At 55.7% G+C, this 255-nt stretch carries 1 protein-coding gene; it reads left to right on the top strand.

Translation table 11 applies throughout. The features are described from left to right. A partial coding sequence (locus tag ACO0LH_RS28705; RefSeq protein ID WP_422944564.1) for a MotA/TolQ/ExbB proton channel family protein occupies window positions 1–212 on the top strand: 212 nt, incomplete at its 5' end. Between the last annotated feature and the right edge of the window lie 43 nt (window positions 213–255).

Below are 255 nucleotides of genomic sequence, written 5' to 3'. Positions count from 1 at the left end.
GTCAGGCATCGATCGACAAAGTCGCCGGTCCTGTAGGTGAAGCGCTGATCATGACCGCGATTGGTCTGGCCGTGGCGGTTCCTGCTGTTCTGGGTTACAACTTCCTGGTACGCCGCAACAAGAGCTCCATGGAAGAAGTCCGCGCTTTCTCCGCTGACCTGCACTCCGTTGTCCTGTCCGGCAACATGGGCAAGACAGCTGCAAAAAAATGAAATACTGAGGAAGCTACTACGCGACGCGATGTTGAACCTGCGA

The organism is Undibacterium sp. TJN19 (genome assembly GCF_049339485.1).
In the GTDB taxonomy this organism is placed as follows: Bacteria; Pseudomonadota; Gammaproteobacteria; order Burkholderiales; family Burkholderiaceae_D; genus Undibacterium.
The sequence above is the reverse complement of the archived record's forward strand: the minus strand, read 5'-3'. Positions and strand labels throughout refer to the sequence as shown.